The following is a 15,006-nucleotide window of genomic DNA, read 5'->3' on the forward strand; positions in this document are numbered from 1 at the left end:
CGCACATGAGAAGCATCGTCAAGGCTGTGGCCCTGAACAAATATTACGACCAGTACCACGCGCTCAAGGACATCAACATCGAAGTCGAGCAAGGCGAAGTGCTGTGCATCATCGGCCCGTCCGGCTCGGGCAAGAGCACCTTGCTGCGGTGCGTCAATCAGCTGGAAAAGATCGACAAGGGCGGCCTCTGGGTCGACGGCGAACTGGTCGGCTACCGTGTCGTCGGGCACAAGCTGCACGAACTCAACGAGTCGCAGATCGCCCGTCAGCGCCTGGCCACCGGCATGGTGTTCCAGCGCTTCAACCTGTTTCCGCACATGACTGTGCTGCAAAACATCATCGAAGGCCCGTGCCAGGTGCTCAAGCGTTCGCCGAAGGAGGCGCACGAAGAAGCCCTGGAACTGCTGGCCCGGGTTGGCCTCGCCGACAAACGCGACAGCTACCCGATTGAACTGTCGGGCGGTCAGCAGCAACGGGTGGCGATTGCCCGCGCCCTGGCCATGCGACCCAAGCTGATGCTGTTCGATGAACCCACTTCGGCACTCGACCCGGAACTGGTCGGTGAGGTGCTGTCGGTGATGCGCGATCTGGCGCAAACCGGCATGACCATGATCGTCGTCACCCATGAACTGGGCTTCGCCCGGGAAGTTTCCAACCGCATGGTGTTCATGGACGGCGGGCAGATCGTGGAGGCTGGAAGCCCCGAAGAAATACTAATAAGTCCGCAAAACCCGCGCACCCAAAGCTTCATTTCTGCCGTTCGAACCTGAGGCCCCTTTGGCCTTCACAACACTCATAAGAGAACGTCCATGAAGAACTTCGTCATTCCAGCAGTACTCACCTCCCTCATGTCTTGCGGTTTCGCCGTGGCCGCCGAATTGCCGGCGAGCATCAAGGAAAAAGGCGAGATCGTCGTCGCGATCATGCCCAACTATCCGCCGATGGATTTCAAGGACCCGGCCACCAACAAGCTCACCGGTCTGGACTACGACCTGGGCAACGCCTTGGCCGAGCGCCTCGGGATCAAGATCAAATGGCAGGAAACCGGCTTCGAGCAAATGATCAACGCCCTGACCACCGACCGCGTCGACATCGTGCTGTCGGGCATGACCGACACCGCCGAGCGTCAGGCCAGCGTGACCTTCGTCGACTACTTCACCAGCGGTCCGCAGTTCTACACCTTGCAGAAGAACACCGCGACCAACGAAATCACCGACCTGTGCGGCAAGAAAGTCGGCACCAGCCGTCGCACCACGTTCCCGGCGGAAATCGCCGCGTGGAGCAAGGAGCACTGTGAGGCCGCAGGCAAACCGGCGATCAACGTGATCGGCACCGAAGGCTCGGCGGACGCCCGCGCCCAACTGCGCCAAAGCCGCATTGACGCGGCGATGCAGGGCAGCGAAACCCTGTCCTACCTCAAGACCCAGGAAAAGGACATGTACAAGACAGTCGGCCAGCCGATCTCCGTGCAGTTCACCGGGTTGGGTGTGAGCAAGAAGAAGCCTGAGCTGAGTGAAGCGGTGAAGGTGGCGTTGCAGAGCATGGTGGATGACGGCAGCTATGGCGCGATTCTCAAGAAGTGGGATCTGGAGCAGGGTGCGATCAAGGATGTGACCATCAACGCCGGTAAATAACTGGTTCCTCTGTGGGAGCGGGCTTGCCCGCGATGGCGCCCGATCAGTCGACATCAATGTTGAATGTACCGGCCTCATCGCTGGCAAGCCAGCTCCCACAGGGGCTGTGAACAGTTGGAGAGTTATCGATGTCCTCCTTGCAACCCACCTGGCCCGACTCGCACAAAGCCTGCCTCGCCCTGGCCTTCGACCTCGACGGTCCGACCGGTGACGCGATGCTCAACGGCTCGATCTGGCGCAAGCCCGAGTACTTCGGCTTCGGCGGCTATGGCCCCTATCGCGCCCTGCCGCGCTTGCTGGATCTGCTCGACGCCTTCAAGATCCCGACCACTTTCTTCGTCCCCGCGTGGGTCGTGGAAAACTGGCCGAAACAATGCCAGGCCATCGTCGAGCGCGGCCATGAAGTCGCCTACCACGGCTACAAGCACGAATCCTTCTACGCCCTGACGCTGGAGCAGCAGCAGGCCGTGATGAACAAGTCCCTCGACGTCTTCTGGCAATACCTGCATATCCGCGCCGAAGGGTTTCGCACCCCGTCCGGCGACTGGCGTGCCGAGACCCCGGCGATGCTGGCCGACAACGGTGTCATCTATTCCAGCAGCATGCGCGGCGATGATCGCCCGTATCTGGTCAACGTCCCCGGCCACGACACGCCGCTGGTGGAGATCCCCGGCCGCTGGGAAATGGACGACTACGCCTCGCTCGCCTACACCCGCGCACCGAATTTTCCGTCCGGGCTCGACCGCACCGCCAGCTACGAACTGACCCTCGACAACTGGCAACGCGAGTACGACGGCGCGATGGACGAAGGCCTGTGCCTGACCACACTGTTCCATCCGAAAATCACCGGCAAACCGGGGCGCATCCTGTTGCTGGAGAAACTCTTCGAACACATGCGCCAGCGCGATGACGTGTGGTTCGCCACCTGCCGCGACGTCGCCCGCTGGTGGCTGAAGGAGCATCACCATGGCTGACGCGAACAATCTCTGGCCCGCCGGCAAACGCTGCGCGGTGGTGCTGACCGTCGACTACAACGACATCCACGGCATTCTCACTCAGGCCCCGGAAGTTGCCGGGCGTGACAAGACGCTCTCGGTGTGGCGCTACGGCACGCAACGGGGTGTCGAGCGCCTGCTCGGATTGTTCAGGGAACTCGGGGTGCGTAGCAGCTGGTTCGTGCCCGGCATCGTCGCCGAGGAAAATCCGCAGCACATTGCGGCCATCCAGGCTGACGGCCATGAGATCGCTTGCGCCGGTTACCGCCATCAGGATTACGACACACTGGATCTGGCAGAGCAAAGCGCGGAAGTCGCCAAAGGGTGTGCGGCGCTTGAGGCTTTGACCGGCATCTGTCCAACCGGCTTCCGAGTACCTGCCGGTAACGGTGCCCCAGGGTTCATCGAAGCCTTGAAACATCAAGGCATTCACTGGTCCTCGTCATGGCGAGGCGATGATCTGCCGTTCTTGCACCCGACCGCACCCGAAGTGGTCGAGCTGCCGCTGCATTACGAACTCGAAGACGAACCCTATTTCGCCTTCAACCTGAGCCCGGCCGTGCCGCCGGCGCAATCGCGAATCGCCTCCTACAGCCACACCTTGGGCAACCTGCAAATGGACTTCGCCGGATTCCACCGCTTCGGTCTGTGCTACGTGCTGCGCCTGCACCCGGAAATCATTGCCACGCCGGGGCGCATCGGTGTGTTGCGTGAATTGCTGCAAGGCATTCAACAGCACGACGACGTGTGGATCGCCACCGGCGCTGAAGTCGCACATTGGTGGGTGCAAACGGCGGCGCCCGTTGCGCAGGATCATCCAGCGTCAGCGTATGAGCGCCATTATCGGGACTATCTCGTATGACTGAACGCATGCAGCGGCTGGCGCAGTTTTGCGTCGAGACCCGGTTTGCAGATCTGCCGCCGGTGTTGGTGGAACAAGCCAAGCGGCACATTCTCGACACCTTCGGCGCAGCGCTGGCCGGGGCCGACAGTACGGTCGCGCTTTTGGCGCGGCAGGTGTTCGGCGCCGAGCCGGGCACCGCGCTGGTCTGGGGTTCATCATTGCGGGTCGGCGCGGGGCATGCGGCTTTGCTCAACGGCATCGCCGCCCATGCGCTGGAGCTGGACGACACTGGCGGCTGCGATCATTCCGGCGCGGTGGTGCTGCCGGCGGTGATGGCGGCGCTGTCACTGGTGGATCGGCCGGTGGACGGTCGCGAGTTCATCACCGCCGTGGTGATCGGCTACGAAATCGGCCGGCGGGTGCTGGAAGCCTGCGGCAGTTATTCGGCCCACAACGGCGCCGGCTGGCACTCCACAGCCACCTGCGGCGTGTTCGGCGCGGCGGCGGCCTGTGCACGGATCTTTACCCTGGATGCAGCGCAAACCGTCTCGGCGCTGGGCATCGCCGGCAGTTTCAGCGGCGGGCTGTGGGCGTTCATCCACGATGGTTCGCAAAGCAAGAAACTGCACAGCGGACGCGCTGCCGAAGGCGGTTTGCTAGCGGCGCGTTTTGCTCGCGAAGGTGTGAGTGGACCGTCGGTGTTGTTCGATGATGTCTGGGGTGGATTTCTCAAGACCCTCGCGCCGGGTAGCGCGCAACCGGATGCATTGGACGCCGGGTTGGGACAGGTCTGGAAACTCGCGCGCTGTTCGATCAAACCCTACGCCGCGTGTCGTGGCACCCACTCGGCGATCGATGCGCTCGGTCTGTTGCTGGAGCAATTGCAGGTAGGCGCCGATCAGTTGGAAGACGTCCAAGTGAATCTGTGCGGGTTTCTGCTCGACATGTGCGGCGGTCGCGACGCCCGCAGTCTGGCCGCCGCGCAGATGAGTCTGCCCTACGCCCTCGCCGCGCGACTGGTACACGGGTACTGCCGGCTCGAGGCTTACGATGAACAGCCGCGCAACGATCCGCGCATTGCTCAATGGCTGACGCGCATTCGCCTTGAAGTGGATGAGCGTCTGTCGGAGGATGGCGAGCCGGTGGTCATTGTTCGAACCCGCGACGGGCGTCAGGCGAGCCTGTGTGTCGAGGTGCCGCTGGGCGCGCCGGGCAATCCGCTGAGCGAGGCGGCGCTGGAGGAGAAGTTTTTGAGTCTGGCGTTGCGGGTGATTTCACCGCTTAAGGCCGAGCCACTATTGGCGCAGCTACGACAGCTGCAAACGCTGGATTCCGTGCGCGATCTCGAGCACCTGTTAACCGAATAAGGACATTTGATTTTCCGTGGCCACCTACTCGCTCGTTATCCGCCGCCTGATGATCGTCTCGCTGACCATCGTCGTCAGCCGCGCCATCACCAGTCCGTTGCTCACACTGTTCTTGAGCAACAAGCTCGGCCTCAACCAACAGGACGTCGGGTTGTTGCTGGGCATCGCGGTGTTCATCGCCACCCTGCTTGCGCTGTACGGCGGCTATATCATCGACCGGCTGGAAAAACGCCGGTTGCTGATTCTGGCGATGCTCTCCAGCGCCATCGGCTTCGTGCTGCTGACCTTCGCCAAAGACCTGTACCTGACGACCGCGACGCTGGTCATCACCGAAACCGCCTCGGCTTTGTTCCTGATCGGTTCCAAGGCGATCCTCAGTGAAAACCTGCCCATGGGTCAGCGGGCCAAGGCATTTTCCCTGCGCTACACCCTGACCAACATCGGCTACGCCACCGGCCCGATGCTGGGTGTGGTGATCGCCGGGGTATACCCGATTGCACCGTTCCTGATTGCCGCCGGCATCGCTTTCGGCAGCATCTTCCTGATGATCGGCATCCCGAAGGACGCCAGCCCGGTCGCCGCCATCGGCCAGCCGCAAAGCTTCCTGAAAACCCTGATTACCCTGAAAAACGATCGCACGCTGATCATGTTCACCTGCGGCTGTCTGCTCAGCACCGTGGTTCACGGGCGTTTCACGCTTTACCTGTCGCAATACCTGCTGGTGGTCGAAGACTCGCAACGGGCGCTGCAAACCATGGCCGCTCTGCTTGCTTGCAACGCCATCGCGGTGATCCTGCTGCAATATCAGATCGGCCGCTTCCTCAACCGGGAAAGACTCCGCGACTGGATTGCCGCCGGCACCAGTCTGTTCATCCTCGGCTTGATCGGTTTCAGCCTGGCCGACAGCCTGGTGAGCTGGTGCATCGCCATGTTCATCTTCACCCTCGGCGAAATGATCATTTACCCGTCGGAATTCCTGTTCGTCGACACCCTGGCCCCGGAAGAATTGCGCGGCAGTTATTACGGCGCGCAGAACCTCGCAGCATTGGGCGGTGCTTTGAGTCCGGTGATCTGCGGTTTCCTGCTGATGCACACACCGGCGCCTACCATGTTCTACGCCCTCAGCGCGCTGACCGCGATGGGCGGGTTCCTGTGTTTCATGAGCGGGCGACGAGTGGCTTTACTTCGAAAATAATGCACTGAAGATGCATTTATATGAATTTGTCAGCATCGAGATTGCTTGGCACACTGTGCGCGTTCCTCCCCCAATCGTTGGAACGCTTCGAAGGACTTTCCGGGTTGACGGACAAGTCCTTTTTTTTGCCTTCGGTTTTCTGCAAAGGATCGTTTTTTCATGCTCGCTCGCTGGTTGCCCGCCGCCATCAACACCCGCCCCACCGAATGGAGCCGTGCCGCCATCGGCATGGCACTGGGCACGTTGTTCAGCGTGTGGGCGTGCAGTCAGGTGTTCGGTATCGAAGTGGCGTATCACCTGATGGGCCCGTTGGGGGCATCGGCGGTGCTGCTGTTCGCCGTATCCTCCGGCGCCCTCGCCCAGCCGTGGTCGATCATCGGCGGTTATCTGTGTGCCGGTGTTGTTGCGTTGCTGGTGGCTCATGTCCTTGGCCGAACGCTGGGCAGCGCCTGCCTGGCGGCGGGCATGGCGCTGATCCTGATGTGCTGGCTGCGCTGCCTGCACCCGCCGGCCGGTGCGGTGGCATTGACGATGGTGCTGGCCGACCCGACGACCATCGCCATGGACTGGAAAGCCCTGGAACCGCTGATGCTCAGCGCCGCATGCATGCTGTTGGCCGCGTTGGCCTACAACAACCTGACTCGCATCCGCTACCCGAAACGCCCCGCCGAGCCTGCGCCGGCCGTGGCACCGGTCGATTCTCAGGCGATCACGGCCGATGATCTGAAACTGGCGCTGGCGGACATGGAGGCGTTCATCGATGTCACACCGGAGGATCTGGAACAGCTGATTCATGCCAGTGAGTTACATGCCAGGCGGCGCAGTATCGGACAGGTGTTCAGATAAGCGCCGGGCCTGTCCCTGTCAGCATTGTCGATAGAAAACAAGCCGCGATCCGGTGCATTTGGCCTAAGGCAAAAATGCAGACACCCCATGCACATATCCCCGTTGTACACGGCAAATTTGCACTGTTACGATCCATCAACGCCCGTGCCCGGGCTTCTCGAATAAAGACAATAAAAGCAGGGAGTTAGTGATGACTGCTCAGGCTTCATCCCCGCGGACTTCGCCCATGGATGCCACGCAAGACGAAGTGCTGGCCGAGGTTCGCAATCATATCGGTCACCTGACCCTCAACCGCCCCGCCGGCCTCAATGCCCTGACCCTCGACATGGTCCGCCAGCTCCAGCGACATCTGGATGCCTGGGCGACCGATGCCCATGTGCATGCCGTGGTCCTGCGCGGAGCCGGCGAAAAAGCCTTCTGTGCCGGTGGCGACATTCGTTCCCTTTACGACAGTTTCAAAAGCGGTGACACGCTGCACGAAGCATTCTTCGTCGAGGAATACGCCCTCGACCTGACGATCCACCATTACCGCAAACCGGTGTTGGCGCTGATGGACGGTTTCGTCCTCGGCGGCGGCATGGGCCTGGTGCAAGGCGCGGATCTGCGGGTGGTCACCGAGAAGAGCCGTCTGGCGATGCCGGAAGTGGCCATCGGGTATTTTCCGGATGTCGGCGGCAGTTATTTTCTGCCGCGCATTCCCGGTGAGCTGGGGATTTACCTGGGTGTCAGCGGCGTGCAGATTCGTGCGGCGGATGCGCTGTATTGCGGCCTCGCCGACTGGTATCTGGACAGCAGCAAACTCGGCCCCCTCGACGAACAGCTCGATCATCTGGAGTGGCACGACACGCCGCTGAAAGACCTGCAAAACCTGCTGGCCCGCCACGGCGTGCAAACGCTGCCGGACGCCCCGCTGGAAGCCTTGCGTCCGGCCATCGACCATTTCTTCGCGCTGCCCGATGTACCGAGCATCGTCGAGCAACTGCGCGCCGTGACCGTCGCCGACAGCCATGAGTGGGCGACCACCACCGCTGACCTGCTGGACACCCGCTCGCCGCTGGCCATGGGCGTGACCCTGGAAATGCTGCGTCGTGGCCGGCACCTGAGCCTGGAACACTGCTTCGCCCTCGAACTGCATCTGGATCGCCAGTGGTTCGAGCGCGGCGACCTGATCGAAGGCGTACGCGCCTTGTTGATCGACAAAGACAAATCACCACGCTGGAACCCGCCGACGCTGACCGCGTTGCACGCCGAGCAGGTCGCGCGTTTCTTCCATGGTTTTGATGAGAGCGGGAGCTGAGTCATGCACGATCTCGAATTGACTGAAGACCAGGTCATGATCCGCGACATGGCCCGGGATTTTGCCCGGGGCGAAATCGCCCCGCACGCACAAGCCTGGGAAAAGGCCGGCTGGATCGATGACGCTCTGGTGGCGAAGATGGGCGAACTCGGGCTGCTGGGCATGGTGGTGCCGGAAGAATGGGGCGGCACTTACGTCGACTACGTGGCTTATGCGCTGGCCGTGGAAGAAATTTCCGCCGCAGATGGCGCCACCGGTGCGTTCATGAGCATCCACAACTCGGTCGGCTGCGGGCCGGTGCTCAATTACGGCAGCGAAGAACAGAAACAGACCTGGCTGGCGGATCTGGCCAGCGGCGCGGTGATCGGCTGCTTCTGCCTGACCGAACCCCAGGCCGGTTCCGAAGCGCATAACCTGCGCACCCGCGCCGAACTGCGCGATGGCCAGTGGGTGATCAACGGTGCCAAGCAATTCGTCAGCAACGGCAAACGGGCCAAACTGGCAATCGTGTTTGCGGTGACCGATCCCGATCTGGGCAAACGCGGCATTTCGGCGTTTCTGGTGCCGACCGATACACCGGGCTTCATTGTCGACCGCACCGAACACAAGATGGGCATCCGAGCTTCCGACACCTGTGCGGTGACGTTGAACAGTTGCAGCATTCCTGAAGCCAATCTGTTGGGTGAACGCGGCAAAGGCCTGGCCATTGCTTTGTCCAACCTTGAAGGCGGACGCATCGGCATTGCCGCGCAAGCACTGGGCATCGCCCGTGCGGCATTCGAAGCGGCGCTGGGTTACGCCCGTGACCGGGTGCAGTTCGGCAAGGCCATCGTCGAACACCAGAGCATCGCCAACCTGCTGGCGGACATGCAGATGCAGATCAACGCGGCACGCCTGATGATCCTGCACGCGGCGCGGTTGCGCACGGCGGGCAAGCCGTGTCTGTCGGAAGCTTCGCAGGCCAAGCTGTTCGCGTCGGAAATGGCTGAAAAGGTGTGCTCATCAGCGATTCAGATTCATGGCGGGTATGGATATCTCGAAGATTATCCGGTGGAGAAATACTACCGGGATGCGCGGATTACCCAGATTTACGAGGGGTCCAGCGAGATACAGCGGATGGTGATTGCGCGGGAGTTGAAGAACTATCAGCTCTGATGAATCGCCCCCACGCAATGCGTGGGGGCGAACTCAATTACTTGCCCTGAAATTCCGGCGACCGCTTGGCCACAAACGCCGCCATCCCTTCTTTCTGATCCTGCGTCGCAAACGCCGCATGGAACACCCGGCGCTCGAAACGCACGCCTTCGGTCAGGTTCACTTCAAAGGCGCGGTTGACGCTTTCCTTGACCATCATCGCAATCGGCAGCGATTTGCTGGCGATGACTGCAGCGACTTTCAGCGCCTCATCCAGCAGCTCATCGCTCGGCACGATCCGCGCAACAATGCCGCAACGCTCGGCTTCCACCGCGTCGATCAAACGCCCGCTCAGGCACATTTCCATGGCCTTGGCCTTGCCCACGGCGCGGGTCAGGCGCTGGGTGCCGCCCATGCCTGGCAGCACGCCGAGGTTGATTTCCGGCTGACCGAACTTGGCGTTATCACCGGCCAGGATGAAGTCGCACATCAACGCCAGTTCACAGCCACCACCAAGGGCGAAGCCGTTGACCGCCGCGATGATCGGCTTGCGGCGGTTGGCCACGCGGTCGCTGTCGCTGAACAAATCGTCCATGTAGATCTGCGGGTAGGTCAGCTCGGCCATTTCCTTGATGTCGGCACCGGCTGCGAAGGCCTTCTTCGAACCGGTAATGACGATGCAGCCAATGTTCGCATCGGCTTCCAGACCGTCGAGGGCGCGGTTCACTTCGCTGACCAGTTGCGCGTTCAGGGCATTCAACGCCTGCGGACGGTTCAGGGTGATGACGCCGACGCGGCCGTGGGTTTCCAGCAAAATCGTTTCGTAACTCATGTGCAGATTCCTTCTCAAAGATTGCGCGAAATGACCATGCGCTGAATGTCGCTGGTGCCTTCGTAGATCTGGCAGACCCGCACGTCGCGGTAGATGCGCTCCAGCGGGAAGTCGTTGAGGTAACCGTAACCGCCGAGGGTTTGCAAGGCCATGGAGCAGACCTTCTCGGCCATTTCCGAGGCGAACAGTTTGGCCATCGACGCTTCGACCAGCGCCGGCTGACCGCTGTCTCGCAGGGCGGCGGCATAATGCACCATCTGCCGCGCCACGGCGATCTGCGTGGCCATATCCGCGAGGCGGAAGGCCACGGCCTGATGCTCGATGATCGGTTTGCCGAAGCTGTCGCGTTCACGGGCGTAATCACGGGCCGCTTCGAACGCGGCACGAGCCATGCCCACCGACTGCGAAGCGATGCCGACGCGGCCGCCTTCGAGGTTGGCCAGAGCGATCTTGTAGCCTTCACCCTCCTCGCCCAACCGATTGGCCACCGGCACCTTCACGTCTTCGAACAGAATCTGGCAGGTGTCCGAAGCGTGCTGACCGAGTTTGTCCTCGATGCGGGCGACTTTGTAGCCCGGCGAGTCGGTCGGCACGATGAACGCACTGATTCCGCGTTTGCCGGCACTCGGATCCGTGACGGCAAACACGATCACGACCCCGGCGTTCTGTCCGGACGTGATGAACTGTTTGCAGCCGTTGAGCACGTAGTGATCGCCTTCCAGTCGTGCACGGGTTTTCAGGCTGCTGGCGTCGGAACCGGCCTGCGGTTCGGTCAACGCGAAGGCACCGAGCATCTCGCCGCTGGCCAGCGGTTTGAGGAAGCGCTCACGCTGATCATCGTTGCCGAACTTGAGGATCGGCACGCAACCCACCGAGTTGTGCACGCTCATGATCGTCGAGCAGGCGCCGTCGCCGGCAGCGATTTCTTCCAGGGCCATGGCGTAAGCCAGGTAACCGGTGTCGCAACCGCCCCACTGCTCCGGCACCAGCATGCCGAAGAAGCCCAGCCCGGCCATTTCGCCAATGGCTTGCTTCGGAAAGCGGTGTTCGCGATCCCATTCGGCGGCGAACGGTTTGAGCCGTTCCTCGGCAAACTGCCGGGCCATGTCGCGGATTTGTTGTTGGTCTTCATTGGGAATCATGGCAAATCCTTAACTCGGGTTCAGACGCACTCGACCGCCATCGCCGTGGCTTCGCCGCCGCCGATGCAGATCGCCGCGACGCCGCGTTTCAGGCCTTTCTGGCGCAGGGCCGAGAGCAAGGTCACCAAAATCCGCGCACCGGACGCACCGATCGGGTGGCCCAGGGCGCAGGCGCCGCCGTGAATGTTCAGTTTGTCGTGGGGGATTTCCAGATGGGTCATCGCCGCCATGCCGACCACGGCGAACGCCTCGTTTACTTCAAACAGATCTACCTGATCCAGCGACCAGCCGGTTTTCTTCATCAATTTTTTGATCGCGCCAATCGGAGCCACCGGGAACAGGCCCGGGGTGTCCGCGAACGCGGCGTGGCCATGAATCACCGCCAGCGGTTTCAGGCCCTGTTTCTGTGCTTGCGACTGGCGCATCAACACCAGAGCGGCAGCGCCGTCGGAGATCGAGCTGGAGTTGGCCGCCGTCACGGTGCCGCCCTCGCGAAACGCCGGTTTCAGCGAGGCAATCTTGTCCAGTTTGGCTTTGGGTGGCTGCTCGTCGTTGCTGATCACCACTTGTTCCTTGCCGACAGTCACGGTCAGCGGGACGATTTCGTCCTTGAAGCTGCCGTCCTTGATCGCCTGCTGGGCACGGGTGGTCGAGGCGATGGCGAATGCGTCCTGAGCCTCGCGGCTGAAATCGTTGGTTTCAGCGCAATCCTCGGCGAAGGTGCCCATCAGGCGACCCTTGTCGTAGGCGTCTTCAAGACCGTCGAGGAACATCGAATCCAGCACCCTGCCGTGGCCCATCCGGTAACCGGCACGGGCGCGATCCAGCAGGTACGGCGCGTTGGACATGCTTTCCATGCCGCCGGAGATCACCACATCGGCGCTGCCGGCCAGCAGCATGTCGTGGGCGAGGATGGTGGTTTCCATGCCCGAACCGCACATCTTGTTGACGGTGGTGCAGCGGGTGGATTTGTCCAGGCCGGCACCCAGGGCAGCCTGACGCGCAGGCGCCTGGCCGAGCCCTGCCGGCAGCACGCAACCGAACAACACTTCATCGACCGCATCGGCGGCGACACCGGCGCGCTCGACCGCCGCCTTGATCGCGGCAGCGCCGAGTTGCGGCGCGGTCAGGCTTTTCAGTTCGCCCTGGAAACCGCCCATCGGGGTGCGGACGGCGCTGACGATGACAATCGGGTCGTTGGAGATGGTCATGGGAAATCCTCCTTACTTGGCGGCCATGCGCAAGGCGCCGTCGAGACGGATCACCTCACCGTTGAGCATGCTGTTTTCAATGATATGCCGCACCAGCGCGGCGTACTCGGCAGGCTTGCCCAGGCGCGGCGGGAACGGCACGCCGGCGGCGAGTGAATCGCGCACTTCCGGGGTCATGCCGGCCATCATCGGGGTTTCGAAAATGCCCGGAGCGATGGTCATCACGCGGATGCCGAAGCGCGCCAGTTCGCGGGCGGCAGGCAGGGTCAGGCTGGCGATGGCACCTTTGGACGCGGAATACGCGGCCTGACCGATCTGGCCATCGAACGCCGCCACGGACGCCGTGTTGATGATCACGCCGCGTTCGCCGTCAGCGTTGGCCTCGCTTTCGGCAATCGCTGCCGCCGCCAGGCGCAGCATGTTGAAGCTGCCGATCAGGTTGACATTGATCACCTGCGCGAAGCTGGACAAGGCGTGCGGACCATTCTTGCCGAGAATCTTCTCGCCGCGGACGATGCCGGCGCAGTTCACCAGCCCGTTGAGGCTGCCGAAGGCTTTCACGGTCGCCTGCACGGCGGCTTCAGCGGCGGCTTCGTTGCTGATGTCGGCCACTATGCTTTGCGCGCCGAGGCGCCGGGCCTGGGCGGCAACGGCTTCGGCGTTCATGTCCACCAGCATCACTTTGGCGCCGGCGCCCACCAGCAATTCAGCGGTGGCGGCACCCAGGCCGGACGCGCCGCCGGTGACGATAAAAACCTTGTTTTCGATCTGCATGACTGACTTCCTGATTCAAGCTGGAACGTTGTGCGCCGCGGCCTCTTGAGCCTTGGCGATTTCCTGGTTGCGCAAGATAAAGCGCTGCAATTTGCCGCTCGGGGTTTTCGGCAATTCGCTGACAAATTCGATTTCACGGGGGTACGAATGCGCGGCCAGACGCTTGCGCACGTGTTGCCGAAGTTCTTCGGCCAGCGCAGGTTCGGCGCGGTATTGCGGGTTGAGCACGACGAAGGCTTTGACCAGTTCGGTGCGCTCCGGATCGGGTTTTCCGACCACCGCCGCCTCGACCACGGCCGGGTGTTCGATCAGCGCGCTTTCCACGTCGAACGGGCCGACCCGGTAGCCGGAAGTCGTGATCACATCGTCGCTGCGACCGACGAAGCTGATGCTGCCGTCCGGGTTCCACTCCACGGTGTCGCCGCTCAGGTAGTAATCGCCGACGAAGGCCTTGGTCGGCACGCCTTCGTAACCGGCGAACCAGCACATCGGCGACTGTGTGCGGTCGATGGCGAGGATGCCGGGCTGGCCGACGCCGAGTTCGTTGTACTGGTCGTCGAGCACCACGATGCGATGGCCCGGGGAGGCGAAACCGGCGGCACCCAGGTGGATCGGGTGTTCGAGGCCATGATGGTTGCACAGCACCATGCCCAGTTCGGTCTGGCCGTAGTGGTCGTGAATGACCACGCCGAGGTTGTCGGCGAACCAGCGGATCACCTCCGGGTTCAATGGCTCGCCGGCACTGCTGACGATGCGCAGCTTGCCTTTGATCGAACGGGCGAATTCATCGCCACCGGCAATCAACAGGCGATACGCCGTGGGCGAACCGGTGAGGTTGGTGATGCCGTACTTGTTGATCACCCGGCAGGTGCTTTCGAGGGTGAACGGGCCATCGTAGAACGTGATCGGATGCCCCATCGACAAAGGGCCGGTCACGCCGAAATAAATGCCATAGGCCCACCCCGGATCGGCGACGTTCCAGAACGCATCTTCCGGGCGCAGATCCACGGCGTCACGGGTGTAGCTCTGGAATGCGACGATGGCCTTGAGCGGCACCGACAGCGCTTTCGACGGACCGGTGGTGCCCGAAGTGAACATCAGCAGAAACGGGGCTTCGCCGGTCAACATCACGGGCTCGCAGACATTGGAATGGTTGGGCAGCTCGGCCCAGAAACTGAAATCGCCACGGACAATGCCCTGGCCTTTCGGGCCGCCGACGGTAACCAGCGTCGGGCAATCGGCGACTTCGGCGAGTTTCGGCCGGTTGACCGCGTCGGTCACCACGACTTTGGCGCCGGAGCTGTTCAGACGATGTTCGAGGGCTTTCGGACCGAATGCGGTGAACAGCGGTTGATACACCGCGCCGATGCGCCAGGTGGCGAACACGGTGATCAGCAGTTCGATGTTGCGCGGCAACAGACCGGCAACCTTGTCGCCCTTCTGCACGCCCTGGGCGAGAAGGAAATTGGCGAAACGTGCGGCTTTGTCCTGCAGATCACTGAAGGTGTAAGTCGCACTGGCGCCATCGCGGCCTTCCCAGAACAGCGCGATGCGCCCCGGCAAGGCGTGACGGTCACAACATTCGACGCAGGCGTTGAGCGCCTTGAGCGAGCCGCTGAGTGCGGCGTCCACGGTGTGCTGATAATTGAACTGTTCGGTGGCAGACAAGTAATCGCGCATTGCCAGAATCCCTCTGTGTTTTTATTAGGTCGGGGAACCGTAAACATCAGGGGAA

14 protein-coding genes are annotated in these 15,006 nt (G+C 62.1%); 9 read left to right on the forward strand and 5 right to left on the reverse strand.

From position 1 onward, the window contains the following. Positions 1-5: 5 nt before the first annotated feature. The 9 genes from NWV16_RS14395 (at position 6) to NWV16_RS14435 (ending at position 9,333) form a co-directional block, all read left to right on the forward strand. Positions 6-770 carry an amino acid ABC transporter ATP-binding protein gene (locus tag NWV16_RS14395; protein ID WP_096821469.1) on the forward strand — a complete coding sequence of 255 codons (765 nt, stop codon included), beginning with the start codon at positions 6-8 and terminating at the stop codon, positions 768-770. 39 nt (positions 771-809) lie between these two features. Beyond that, on the forward strand, positions 810-1,634 hold the full coding sequence (locus tag NWV16_RS14400; RefSeq protein WP_260519581.1) for an ABC transporter substrate-binding protein: 825 nt from the start codon (positions 810-812) through the stop codon (positions 1,632-1,634). Positions 1,635-1,762: 128 nt separating this feature from the next. Continuing rightward, positions 1,763-2,608 (forward strand): polysaccharide deacetylase, encoded by an 846-nt coding sequence (locus NWV16_RS14405; protein ID WP_260519582.1) that lies wholly within the window; start codon positions 1,763-1,765, stop codon positions 2,606-2,608. Further along, a complete protein-coding gene (locus NWV16_RS14410) occupies positions 2,601-3,491 on the forward strand; it encodes a polysaccharide deacetylase family protein (RefSeq protein ID WP_260519583.1) in 891 nt (296 codons plus the stop codon). The genes NWV16_RS14405 and NWV16_RS14410 overlap by 8 nt, the downstream gene beginning before the upstream one ends. Continuing rightward, the gene (locus tag NWV16_RS14415) at positions 3,488-4,840 is read left to right on the forward strand and encodes an MmgE/PrpD family protein (RefSeq protein WP_260519584.1); all 1,353 of its coding nucleotides are present in this window, start codon (positions 3,488-3,490) and stop codon (positions 4,838-4,840) included. Before NWV16_RS14410 ends, NWV16_RS14415 begins: the two co-directional genes overlap by 4 nt. A gap of 16 nt (positions 4,841-4,856) precedes the next feature. Further along, complete coding sequence (locus NWV16_RS14420; protein WP_260519585.1) at positions 4,857-6,035, forward strand: MFS transporter; 1,179 nt, start codon at positions 4,857-4,859, stop codon at positions 6,033-6,035. A 159-nt stretch (positions 6,036-6,194) separates the two neighbouring features. Next, a complete protein-coding gene (locus NWV16_RS14425; protein ID WP_260519586.1) occupies positions 6,195-6,881 on the forward strand; it encodes an HPP family protein in 687 nt (228 codons plus the stop codon). A 190-nt stretch (positions 6,882-7,071) separates the two neighbouring features. Continuing rightward, a complete protein-coding gene (locus NWV16_RS14430) occupies positions 7,072-8,178 on the forward strand; it encodes an enoyl-CoA hydratase/isomerase family protein (RefSeq protein ID WP_260519587.1) in 1,107 nt (368 codons plus the stop codon). A gap of 3 nt (positions 8,179-8,181) precedes the next feature. Further along, on the forward strand, positions 8,182-9,333 hold the full coding sequence (locus tag NWV16_RS14435) for an acyl-CoA dehydrogenase family protein (protein ID WP_260519588.1): 1,152 nt from the start codon (positions 8,182-8,184) through the stop codon (positions 9,331-9,333). 37 nt (positions 9,334-9,370) lie between these two features. On the opposite strand, the gene NWV16_RS14440 is transcribed toward NWV16_RS14435, so the two are convergent. Genes NWV16_RS14440 through NWV16_RS14460 form a run of 5 tightly spaced genes read right to left on the reverse strand, consistent with a single transcriptional unit; the run spans position 9,371 to position 14,951 of the window. Beyond that, positions 9,371-10,144 carry an enoyl-CoA hydratase gene (locus NWV16_RS14440; protein ID WP_134827028.1) on the reverse strand — a complete coding sequence of 258 codons (774 nt, stop codon included), beginning with the start codon at positions 10,142-10,144 and terminating at the stop codon, positions 9,371-9,373. 14 nt (positions 10,145-10,158) lie between these two features. Then, positions 10,159-11,286, reverse strand: a complete 1,128-nt coding sequence (locus NWV16_RS14445; RefSeq protein WP_260519589.1) for an acyl-CoA dehydrogenase — start codon at positions 11,284-11,286, stop codon at positions 10,159-10,161. 20 nt (positions 11,287-11,306) lie between these two features. Continuing rightward, positions 11,307-12,497: an acetyl-CoA C-acyltransferase gene (locus tag NWV16_RS14450; protein ID WP_260519590.1), complete on the reverse strand. Its 1,191-nt coding sequence runs from the start codon at positions 12,495-12,497 to the stop codon at positions 11,307-11,309. Positions 12,498-12,509: 12 nt separating this feature from the next. After that, positions 12,510-13,271 carry an SDR family NAD(P)-dependent oxidoreductase gene (locus NWV16_RS14455; protein WP_260519591.1) on the reverse strand — a complete coding sequence of 254 codons (762 nt, stop codon included), beginning with the start codon at positions 13,269-13,271 and terminating at the stop codon, positions 12,510-12,512. 15 nt (positions 13,272-13,286) lie between these two features. Beyond that, positions 13,287-14,951, reverse strand: coding sequence for an AMP-binding protein (locus tag NWV16_RS14460; protein ID WP_260519592.1), 1,665 nt, complete (start codon positions 14,949-14,951; stop codon positions 13,287-13,289). Between the last annotated feature and the right edge of the window lie 55 nt (positions 14,952-15,006).

The organism is Pseudomonas sp. BW7P1 (genome assembly GCF_024981055.1).
Lineage (GTDB): Bacteria > Pseudomonadota > Gammaproteobacteria > Pseudomonadales > Pseudomonadaceae > Aquipseudomonas > Aquipseudomonas bananamidigenes.

Coding starts and splice junctions, on each gene's coding strand:
- NWV16_RS14395 (WP_096821469.1), top strand. CDS start 6: ATGAGAAGCATCGTCAAGGCTGTGGCCCTGAACAAATATTACGACCAG.
- NWV16_RS14400 (WP_260519581.1), top strand. CDS start 810: ATGAAGAACTTCGTCATTCCAGCAGTACTCACCTCCCTCATGTCTTGC.
- NWV16_RS14405 (WP_260519582.1), top strand. CDS start 1,763: ATGTCCTCCTTGCAACCCACCTGGCCCGACTCGCACAAAGCCTGCCTC.
- NWV16_RS14410 (WP_260519583.1), top strand. CDS start 2,601: ATGGCTGACGCGAACAATCTCTGGCCCGCCGGCAAACGCTGCGCGGTG.
- NWV16_RS14415 (WP_260519584.1), top strand. CDS start 3,488: ATGACTGAACGCATGCAGCGGCTGGCGCAGTTTTGCGTCGAGACCCGG.
- NWV16_RS14425 (WP_260519586.1), top strand. CDS start 6,195: ATGCTCGCTCGCTGGTTGCCCGCCGCCATCAACACCCGCCCCACCGAA.
- NWV16_RS14430 (WP_260519587.1), top strand. CDS start 7,072: ATGACTGCTCAGGCTTCATCCCCGCGGACTTCGCCCATGGATGCCACG.
- NWV16_RS14435 (WP_260519588.1), top strand. CDS start 8,182: ATGCACGATCTCGAATTGACTGAAGACCAGGTCATGATCCGCGACATG.
- NWV16_RS14440 (WP_134827028.1), bottom strand. CDS start 10,144: ATGAGTTACGAAACGATTTTGCTGGAAACCCACGGCCGCGTCGGCGTC.
- NWV16_RS14445 (WP_260519589.1), bottom strand. CDS start 11,286: ATGATTCCCAATGAAGACCAACAACAAATCCGCGACATGGCCCGGCAG.
- NWV16_RS14450 (WP_260519590.1), bottom strand. CDS start 12,497: ATGACCATCTCCAACGACCCGATTGTCATCGTCAGCGCCGTCCGCACC.
- NWV16_RS14455 (WP_260519591.1), bottom strand. CDS start 13,271: ATGCAGATCGAAAACAAGGTTTTTATCGTCACCGGCGGCGCGTCCGGC.
- NWV16_RS14460 (WP_260519592.1), bottom strand. CDS start 14,951: ATGCGCGATTACTTGTCTGCCACCGAACAGTTCAATTATCAGCACACC.